We start from the raw sequence: 9143 nt of genomic DNA on the forward strand, positions 1-9143 counted from the left end.
AGTAGTCGTACTCATTCCGCCGCAGCTCGGACTCAGGCTCGTCGCTCCGGGGCACGAGCACGACGTCAGCCCGGCAAGAGCGGGGACGCCCCGACCGCCGCTCGCCGGGCCCGAACAGTTCCTCGTCGCACAGCGCACCCGGTGAGCTCTCACTTCCACCACCGGCCGACTGCGGCCCCCGGACGACCGGTTCACCGGATGCGCCGTCGGGGAACCACCCGGCTGAAGGCCTTGTCCCGCCGTGAGCAGGCGGGGATCATGACCGCGTGCACCACCGCAACAAGCTCCACGAACTGCTGTCTCATGCCGGATTCACGGTCGTCGAAGACGTGAGCCCGGGCTCCTGGTTGCCACCGGAGGCCGGTTGGCGGATCGCGCGGGGCACCGTCGCGCCGGACGGCGCGGTCCGCGAAACGCTCGACGCCGCGTGGTGGCGCCGCCTCGCGGACACGGACGGCGAGTTCCTGATGGCCGTCCTCGGACATCGGGTCGGCGGGAACGACTCCTGGTGGACCAAGGTCCGGCTGACCGACGACCGTGCGCCGTCGCCGGCCGATGGCCCTGGGTTCGTGGCGCTCTCTCTGGACGGTCAGGTACTCGTGGCGGAGGTGCCCGGCGCGGACGGGCCCCGCGTGACAGCCCTGGACCGGCTGCCGGAGCGGCTGGAGAAGGCTGCCGAAGCCGCGGGGCGCGAGACCGACGCCGAACGCGACGAGGTGTGGGCAGCCGTGCCCGGCCGGCGGGCCTGGCCCGAACTCTGGGCGGAGGGGATCGGGTCCAACCCGGCCGCACCTGACGAGCTGCTGATCCGCCTGCTGGATGTGACGGCGGGATTCCTGCACGGATGCGACAGACCGGCGGTCCTCGACGCCGCCGTCTCACACCCCGATGCCCGGGTCAGGGCGACACCCGCCGACACCTTCAGACCCAGACTCACGCCCGGTCAATGGATCCGTCTGATCCGTGCCGAGCCGTCACGGAGCCGCCGCGTCCTGTGGGCCGAGCGGGCCTGCGCCTGGGGCGCCGAACTTCCCGAAGACGTCTACGACGACCTCCTCGCGGGCCCGTCCCGCGCCCTGGCCGCCGAGCTGCCCCGGCTCCCCGCCCGCCACCTGCCGTCCCTCGTGGCCGACGCCGACCCCCGCGTACGGGCGGCAGCCTGCACCCGGTGGGAGGACCTCGCCGTGCCGCTGCGCGAGCGGCTGCTGGCCGACACCGACGACAGGGTCCGCACGGCGGCACGGCTCGCCCACCACACCACGACCCCCATGCCCCGCGAGGTCTTCGCCGCGCTGCCCGCGCCCCAGGACGCACTCGAACAGTGCCGCCTCACACCCGAGCTGGAAGCGGAACTGATCCGGGACGGGGACGTCGACACACGCAGAGCACTGGCAGCCAACCCCCAGCTCAGCGACGCCGGCGTCACCGTCCTGGCGGAGGACCGTCGCGCCGACATCCGCGCGGCGGTGGCCTTGAGGCCCGACCTCAGCGAGGAACGTCGTGCCGCGGTCAGGCACGCGTTCGACCCCGCCTCGATGTCGCCCACACTGCCCTGGGTCGAACGCCTGCACGGGGACGCCGAAGCGATGCGCCGCCTCGCCGCATCGTCCCATGCGCTCATCCGACGAAGCGTGGCCCGCGCCCGGCATCTCCCGCCGGACGTCGTGGCACGTCTGGCACGGGACGAGGACCGGACGGTGCGCCTGTTCCTCGCCGAATCATGCGATGACGCGCCCGCCGAGATGCTGCTTGACGTCTGGCACTGGTGGGACGGCAGCCTCTCCCACCCCGACCGTCCCCGCAGCCACCCCAACTTCCCTCGTACGAACCTGCTCCGCTACCTCACCCACCCGGCCGGACGCATGCGCCGCCTGGCCCTGGACGACCCCGAATCCACTCCCACCCACGTCGCACGACTGGCCCGCGACCCGGAGACCGAGGTGCGCCACCGGGCCGCCGAGGACCCCCGCCTGACCCCCACCGACGCGGTGCGCCTCCTGAACGACCCCGCCGCCCACGTCCGCGCGAACGCGATCCGCAATCCGCGACTGCCGTCCCGCGTCCTCGCCGCACTGCTCCATGACCCCGACACGGCACGCACGGCGGTGACCAACCCGGCGATCCCCGTCCCCGTCCTGTACCGCATCCTCGACACAGCCACGGCAGCCCGACACTGAATCCGCGTCACCCCCGACTCCTCCGGACCCTGGTGTGCACGCAACTCCCCTCACCTACTCAGGACCCTGGGGGCGCGGCCTAATCGGGTGCGTGACCATCCGGCCGGGTGATACAAGATCCCGCGTGACTGAGAATCTCGACTTCCCCACCCTGCTGCAGATGATCGACGAGCGGTCCGCCGCGTTCCGCGCCGCGATCACCGCCGCCCCGAGCCTCGACGCCGACGTCCCGTCCTGCCCGGGGTGGACGCTGTACGACCTGGCGAACCACCTCAGCGAGGGGGACCGCTTCTGGGCCCACATCGTGCTGAACACCACGCCGGGCGACGAGCGGCCGAGCAAGGACGGGCTGGCGGCGCCGAGGGAGCGCGAGGCCCTGGTGGCCTGGCTGGCCGACGCGACGGAGCAGCTGCTGGCCGCCCTGCGCGAGGCCGGCCCGGACCGGGAGTGCTGGGCCTGGTGGGAGCCGCTGGCCTCGCCGCACACGGTGGCAGCCGCGGCCCGCCGCCGCGTCCCGGAGTCGATGATCGACACCTACGACGCCCAGCTGGCCTCCGGTACCCCGCAGGAGTTGCCGACGACGGAGGCGCTCGACGCTGCCGAGGAGTTCCTCGCCACCGTCTGCACCGTCACGACTCCGTGGCCGGGGGAGCTCGCCACCATGGACTACCACACGGCCGAGGGCCGCTCCTGGCGCCAGACGCTGGACGCCACCGGCTCCCGCTTCTCCCGCCTCACCCCGGCGGAGGCCGCCGACAGCAAGCCCACCGCCGCCCTCCACGGCACGGCGAGCGAGATGGCCCTGCTCATGTACATGCGCGTCCCGGCCGACACGGTGCGGACGGAGGGCGACGCCGGGCTGCTCCAGCGGCTGCAGAACTGGGGCTAGAGTCCTGGGTCCTCGATCCGGCGTCAGTATGCGGCGAGGGATTCGAGGGTCTGGCTTGGCGAGGAACTTCTTGCACTCTGCCGTGCGATGGCGCCGGTGGAGCGACCCGATGACCTGCCGGTGGCCGCGTCCAGGCCGGCGAACAGGGTGGGGCTCGTCCGTTCCGGGACGCCCGGCGTCTGCGGGAGTCCAACCCGGCGCAGCCCCGGCACGATCCGTGCTGATCAACGACGGATCAAGGCCTCACGACACTAGGACACCAGGTCGTAGATGCTGTGCGCCATGAGCCACAGGCCGACCAGCAGGGACAGCGTGACGATCAACTGTTCCTGGTGCCCGCTCAGCCAGCTGCGCAGAGCGGTGAGACGGGCGTTCGCGCTGGTGGGGGCCCAGACCACGTACATCTCCATGACGATGAGGCTGAGCGTGGCCAGCAGACAGTAGCCGGTCAGCGCGAGCCAGTCGGTGACGGTGGAGAGGTCCGCGTCGAGAGCGGTGGCGGCGCCGGCGGCGACCAGCCCCCAGGGCTGAAGCACCCACGCGAGACCGGCCGCGGTGACGAGGGAGGCGTCGTCGATGCGGGCGGCCCAGCGGGGCGGCCCGTGAGGGCGGGGAGGGCGGCGGTGACGGTGTGCGCCGTACAACACCAGGGCGACACCGATGGCGAGCTTCGCGGCGATCGCCGCGGTCGAGGGGGTGCTGTGACGTGCCGGGGGCTGGCCGTTCGTCACCAGCATGACGAGGGTGATCACCACGACGAGGTTGGCCAGCCACGACAGCAGGAACGCCATGCCCTTACGGACACCGCGCAGCGAGGAGAGCAGCAGGATGAAAGCGCTGTTGTGCAGAGGTCCGAAGGTGATGGCCAAACCGATCACTACCAGGTCGAGGACCACTGGTTCAGTCACTCCTGGGACTCGGGACTGCCCGCCGCCTTCAGCACGAAGGGCCGGCCGACATGAGTACGGGACACACTGCGGAACCGCCGCACCCCGACTTTGCAGGCGACCGCACGGCCGGTCAAGCAGGCCACGCACGTGGCGCACGGTGGACGTCCGCATCAGGAGTGGCTCCCCGCCGGATGGCCCTGGCTTCCTGCGCGTGGCGACCTGATCTGCCGGGAGAGGGATCACTGCCGCTGCGAAGACGCGCACGGAGCTCGCGAGACGGGTAGGCCTATCGGTCGGGTCCATGCTTGCAGTCGTAGGCGGGACCGGGGTAGAGGACGGCGGCTCGACGGTCCAGGTGCCGCAGCACCGCAGACCGGGCCATCGTCGGGTCCGGATCGGTGAGCACGCCGCTGACGAGGTCGACCTCGTCGGAATCGGCGGCCTGTCGCAGCTCTTCGAGGTAGGCCGCGAAGCGGGCGTGCTCGTCCAGGTTCTGCGAGATGGCGTTGACGTTCATGCGGCCCACTCCTCGCGCTCGACCAGCACAGCGTTCTCGAACCGGGCGACCGCGCGGACCCGGGGCACGCGGTGGGCTCCGATGATCGTCGCACACGGGCCTGGGTGGAAGAACCTGGGGCTGCCGCCGACCACCAGCTCGGGTTCGCACATGCTGCGGCGGCGACAGCCGTCGGCCCACATGTACGAGGCACTGAGGAACTGCCCCAGGGCGGCGGTTCAGTCTCCGGAAGGCAGGGAGACCAGCGGCAGCCCATGGAGCTCTTCGGCGACGTGCCGCACCACGGCGTTTCGCGGACCCTCTCGTCGGTCGAGGAGCTTGGACGGGGTGGAGTCGTCGTCGCTGACTCCGCGGAGCACGGGCGTGCGTTCCCAGCCGCACTGAACATGGCAGCGTGCCCGTGCCACGCGCGAGGCCCCCGGCGAGAAGCCGTCGCAAGCCTGGTGAGCATCCCGTAGCCATGGAATTCCACCCCACGACTACGCCGTCAGGGCGCGATGCCGACCCGTGGGGCGGACGGAGGCCGTGAACGTCGTTTCGGGTCCGGTGGCGTCGTCGTCCCGGACCGCCGACGGCAGTTCGAGGACGTAGGTGCTGCCGCTGTCCCCCGACGCGCCGCGCGTGTGCAGAGTTCCGCCGTGGGCCTGGACGATCTCCTGGACGACGTCGAGGTGTTCCCCCGCCCCGCCGCTGTAGGGACCGCGGACCTCGATGCGCAGCAGGCTCTGCCGGTGAAGTGCCGCGACGAACACATGGCGGGAGCCACGAGGGGCCGTGTCCTCATCGCTGCCCATCGCCTCGGCGATCAGGCGGCCGACGGCTGTCGTCATGTCCTCGGGATCCACATAGACGGCGAACCTCGGCGCGTGGACGGAGAATTCGACGTGCGTCGACCCCGCGAAGGTCGTCGCCGCCCTCATCCCGGCCTGCACGACGTCGTCGATGAGAACCGTGCGCCGTTGCGGTCCGGCCGGTGCCCGGTCATGGCCGGACGGCTCGGACCTGGAGCTCACAAGGGCCATGGTCATGCGCAGATCGGCCGCCAGTGCCTCCAGGCTGAGGGTCGCCTCGGGCCACAGGGGCCGGGAGCCGTCGCTCGCGAGCCGGCTTGTCTCGGCGTGCAGGTGATGGAGCGCCCGCATCAGGGGCCCGGACAGGAAGCCGGCGAGCTCGTGCGCGTGTTCCACGGCCCGGTCCGTCCGCTGCTCCTGCCGTGCGAGCGCGGCCTCGTGATCCCGAAAGGAGCGGGTCTGCGCGGCGAGATACTCGTCGGCGAGCCTCTCGTACGGCCGACGATCGGTGAGGGCGACGACGGCGCCCACGACCACGCCGTCCTCGGTGACGGGCCGCGTGGCGATGTCCACCGTCAGACGGGTGCCGTCGCGCACGCGCACCACCTGCCCGGAAAGTCTGCTGCCGCGGCCGGTCGCCACGGCGAGGACCCAGGGGGCGTTCTCTGCGTCGAGAGGCTCGCCGTCCTCTCCGAGCGGAGTGAGCAGGGCCAGGAGCTCCCTTCCGCCCAGGTCCGAGGCCTTTCCCTGGAGCATGCGTGCCGCTGCCGGGTTGACGAGGTCGATCCTGCCCTCGGAGTCGGTCCCGATGAGCGCCTCGGAGGCGGTGCGCAGGACCGCTTCCGCCTGGCGCAACGCGTGCAAGAGCGTCGTTCGTGCGGCCTCGGCCGGGGTGACGTTCCTCAGGGAGATCACCAGGGAGGACCCGTCGGGGATGTCCAGGTGGAAGGCGTCCCGGTCCAGCCGCAGAGTGTTGATCTCGGCGGTGAAGGTCTCGCCGTCGCGGGTCCGGGCCGTGGTGAGGATGCCCGCCGCGTGCGGGCGTCCGAACTCCCCGGAGTGCGGGGGCAGGCGGGTCAGGTTCCAGTCGAAGGACGGGAGGAAGTCCAGTACGCCCCGGCCCTCGACCGCGTGCCGTTCGTATCCGAACAGGGCCGCCGAAGCCAGGTTCGCCCTGGTCACGGTGCCGTTGTCGTCGACGATCAGCACGGCGTCGGGAACGAAGTCCAGCACGTCCTCGTGCGGAATGGCCGTCTGGTTCTTCTCGAAGTTCACCGCTGATTCTTTCTGCCTGCCATGCCGGCCATGGAATACCGTTCGTCGGGATACCGGGAATGAAGTAGTAGGAGGTTTACCCCCTTCGGCCCTTGGCCTCGTTCCGCGATCTCGGGCGTGCGACCGGTGCCGGTCACGCCCTGTGGACCTCACCCTTCGAAATTGAGGTCGGACGGCTGGATTCCGGCACGCAGTCGCGCCGATGAATCCTTGAAGGCGCATCCCTGCCGACTCTCGTCGGCGTTCCCCCTCCGTATTCTTTCGAGCAGTTGAGGGAGAAAGATGAATGTTCCGTGGCCCGATCGCTGCAGGTCTCCTTCCTGGACGTCCGGTTCGTGCGACGGGCAGGAGAGGTGGGGACATGCCGCAGCGCGGCCCCCGGCAACGGTCAAGGTGAACCGGGGAGCGCAGGTCGGTGTGCAAGAGACGCCCGGAACCAGGCGCGGATGTCGTGGATGCAGCTGGTTCTCCATCCCGATGACGGGAGCGCAACGCGAGGGAACCGACGTGCCCCGCGCACGCGCGCCAGGGCCACGCCTCTCCTCGGGTCGTCGCGATTGCCCTGCACGACGCCTCCGCGACTTCCCCCATCTCTCCCCGTTCCCGGAACGCGCAAATTGGTCATACGACCAATAGTTCGTGTCCATGGTCTGTGGATCTCCACATGCTTAGTGACGGGACCCATGCCCTACAGTGGTCGTCGGCCATCGCCACCTGCGACGTGCCACGGACCTCGTTTCACGTGGTGCGTGCCGCACCCGAATAACACGCCCGGCGTGAGTTCCGGCGTCGCCATGAACCCGAGGAGAGTGAGAGCGATGGAAACGGTGATGTTTCGCGCATTCGTCTCCTTGGGTCGACGTCACCCGACGGAGTCAAAGAAGAGTCTGTCGCCGCATAAAGTCCTGGACACAGCGAAGTGATGCGTGTCCGAATTCATGTGACGGAGAGAAGTGTGTCGGGAGAAACGGAACTCACGTCCGCCTACACCAGCAAGGTCGCCGGCGACCTCGAACGGAACGTGGAGGAGCGGGAGAGGATCCGGGGCGAGATCGACCGTCTGACGGCGGAGCTTGAAGCGCTGGATCATGATCATGCGGTACTTCTCAACCTCCAGAAGGCCCTTCAGTCTGCTGTGCCGACACCTGATGGCGAGGTGCCCCGCCAGAGGTCCGGCAAGGACGGGCAGAGTTCCGGGACGGGCAGGCCCACGCTGGTGGAACTGATCCGCGCCTACCTCGCCGCCAGTGGATCCCCTTGTTCCGCTCGCGAGGTGACGACGGCTCTGAGCGCGCAGCACAGCGACCGTCATGTCCAGACCACCGTCGTGCGCACCTCCCTCGAGAGCCTCGTCGCCAGGGGAGAGGCGCAGCGCGCCAAGCAGGGGTCCTCTGTCTTCTACACGTCGACCTCTCCCCGTGAAGAATCGGAGCGGTAGCTCCGGCACTCGTGCACTGCCCCAGTACCGACTCGCTTCATCGGTCAGGTGATGTCTTGCCTGGCGCCCTGGCGACACATGTCATCTTAGAGTCGACGGAGATGGAGGGACTTAGCGCTGACTTTCCCGTGGCTTAAGGATCCTTAACCGGGACCTGTGGGCGGGGAAACGGCAGCGCGCTGACCTCGTGCGGAGGACGCCACCGCCCTGGATGCCATGTCTAGATCAAGTTCATGGCACCCCCTCGTCACTTCTCAAGGCATGTGTGTCACGTAATGTGCGCCGCATGGCAAAGGTGCTGCTCGTCGAGGACGATCCCGCTGTCCGCTCCGTCCTGCACAAGTGTCTCTCCGAGGTGTACACGGTACGGAGCTGCCGCACGGCGCCGGAGGCGCTGCGGGCGGTCCTGGACGAACCCTTCGACGTGATGGTGCTCGACCTGAGCCTGCTCGACCTGGGCGGCCTGGATGTGCTGGAGATCCTCCGCATGTACTCGAACATTCCCGTCGTCGTCACGGCGCGGCACGACGAGCGCGAGGTCGTGCGGGTCCTGGCCCAGGGGGCCGACGCCTACCTGGTGAGTCCCTTCTCCGGCGACCTCCTCGTCGCGAAGACGACCGCGGTGCTGCGACGGGCGGCCGCCGGCGCCGGTCGTATTCACTCCGATCTCCTGCGTGTGGGCGGTCTCGCCGTTGATGCGGCACAGCGGCGTGCGTCCCTCGACGGTACGGATCTCGACCTGACGCGCAAGGAGTTCGACCTGCTCGAGTTCCTTGCGTGGCGCCCCGGTGTCGTCGTACCGCGCAGCGAACTCTTCAAGCAGGTGTGGCTGAGGACGCACCGCGGCGAACGGACCGTGGACGCCCACCTCTCCTGGCTGCGGCGGAAGCTCGGCGAGTCGGCGGCAAGGCCCCGCTACCTGCACACGGTCCGTCACGCCGGCGTCAAGTTGGAGGCCCCGGAGCCCCGGGCCTGAGACGTCGTTGCTACTGGCTGAGGACAGCCGCAAGCCGGTTGTAGCCCCGCAGAAGACAGGGGACATGCGCTGAGGGGGAGCGCATGTCCCCCTCCTCCGGAGGTGTCGGGTCTCAGCCTACGAGCGCTTGCGGCTTTCCCTTGCTGCGCGGGCGTTCGTCGACGAGCTTGCCCCACACGATCATGCGGTA

General features: G+C 69.7%; 8 protein-coding genes and 1 pseudogene. 4 read left to right on the plus strand and 5 right to left on the minus strand.

All coding sequences use genetic code 11. From position 1 onward, the window contains the following. Positions 1 to 266: 266 nt before the first annotated feature. Together ACFV2S_RS10775 and ACFV2S_RS10780 are read left to right on the plus strand one after the other, a co-directional pair. Positions 267 to 2177 carry a hypothetical protein gene (locus ACFV2S_RS10775; protein ID WP_385556227.1) on the plus strand — a complete coding sequence of 637 codons (1911 nt, stop codon included), beginning with the start codon at positions 267 to 269 and terminating at the stop codon, positions 2175 to 2177. 124 nt (positions 2178 to 2301) lie between these two features. After that, positions 2302 to 3066, plus strand: coding sequence for a maleylpyruvate isomerase family mycothiol-dependent enzyme (locus ACFV2S_RS10780; RefSeq protein ID WP_385556229.1), 765 nt, complete (start codon positions 2302 to 2304; stop codon positions 3064 to 3066). A gap of 251 nt (positions 3067 to 3317) precedes the next feature. On the opposite strand, the gene ACFV2S_RS10785 is transcribed toward ACFV2S_RS10780, so the two are convergent. The 4 genes from ACFV2S_RS10785 to ACFV2S_RS10800 all read right to left on the minus strand — a co-directional run bounded on the left by ACFV2S_RS10785 (position 3318) and on the right by ACFV2S_RS10800 (position 6539). Then, positions 3318 to 3962 (minus strand): GAP family protein, encoded by a 645-nt coding sequence (locus tag ACFV2S_RS10785; RefSeq protein WP_385556273.1) that lies wholly within the window; start codon positions 3960 to 3962, stop codon positions 3318 to 3320. 280 nt (positions 3963 to 4242) lie between these two features. Continuing rightward, on the minus strand, positions 4243 to 4473 hold the full coding sequence (locus ACFV2S_RS10790; protein ID WP_385556231.1) for a hypothetical protein: 231 nt from the start codon (positions 4471 to 4473) through the stop codon (positions 4243 to 4245). Next, positions 4470 to 4625: a hypothetical protein gene (locus ACFV2S_RS10795; protein WP_385556233.1), complete on the minus strand. Its 156-nt coding sequence runs from the start codon at positions 4623 to 4625 to the stop codon at positions 4470 to 4472. The genes ACFV2S_RS10790 and ACFV2S_RS10795 overlap by 4 nt, the downstream gene beginning before the upstream one ends. Positions 4626 to 4952: 327 nt before the next feature. Next, positions 4953 to 6539: a PAS domain S-box protein gene (locus tag ACFV2S_RS10800; RefSeq protein ID WP_385556235.1), complete on the minus strand. Its 1587-nt coding sequence runs from the start codon at positions 6537 to 6539 to the stop codon at positions 4953 to 4955. Positions 6540 to 7494: 955 nt separating this feature from the next. Between ACFV2S_RS10800 and ACFV2S_RS10805 the strand changes: the two genes are divergently transcribed. Together ACFV2S_RS10805 and ACFV2S_RS10810 are read left to right on the plus strand one after the other, a co-directional pair. Then, positions 7495 to 7977, plus strand: coding sequence for a hypothetical protein (locus tag ACFV2S_RS10805; RefSeq protein WP_385556237.1), 483 nt, complete (start codon positions 7495 to 7497; stop codon positions 7975 to 7977). Positions 7978 to 8263: 286 nt separating this feature from the next. Continuing rightward, the gene (locus ACFV2S_RS10810; RefSeq protein WP_385556239.1) at positions 8264 to 8953 is read left to right on the plus strand and encodes a response regulator transcription factor; all 690 of its coding nucleotides are present in this window, start codon (positions 8264 to 8266) and stop codon (positions 8951 to 8953) included. Positions 8954 to 9065: 112 nt separating this feature from the next. On the opposite strand, the pseudogene ACFV2S_RS10815 reads toward ACFV2S_RS10810, so the two are convergent. After that, positions 9066 to 9143: pseudogene (locus ACFV2S_RS10815) on the minus strand (class E sortase); the annotation flags it as partial.

It is taken from the genome of Streptomyces sp. NPDC059695 (assembly GCF_042733785.1).
GTDB lineage: Bacteria > Actinomycetota > Actinomycetes > Streptomycetales > Streptomycetaceae > Streptomyces.

Excerpts from the sequence above, each read along its gene's own strand:
- ACFV2S_RS10790 (WP_385556231.1), bottom strand. The coding sequence starts at position 4,473 with ATGAACGTCAACGCCATCTCGCAGAACCTGGACGAGCACGCCCGCTTC.
- ACFV2S_RS10795 (WP_385556233.1), bottom strand. The coding sequence starts at position 4,625 with ATGTGCGAACCCGAGCTGGTGGTCGGCGGCAGCCCCAGGTTCTTCCAC.
- ACFV2S_RS10810 (WP_385556239.1), top strand. The coding sequence starts at position 8,264 with ATGGCAAAGGTGCTGCTCGTCGAGGACGATCCCGCTGTCCGCTCCGTC.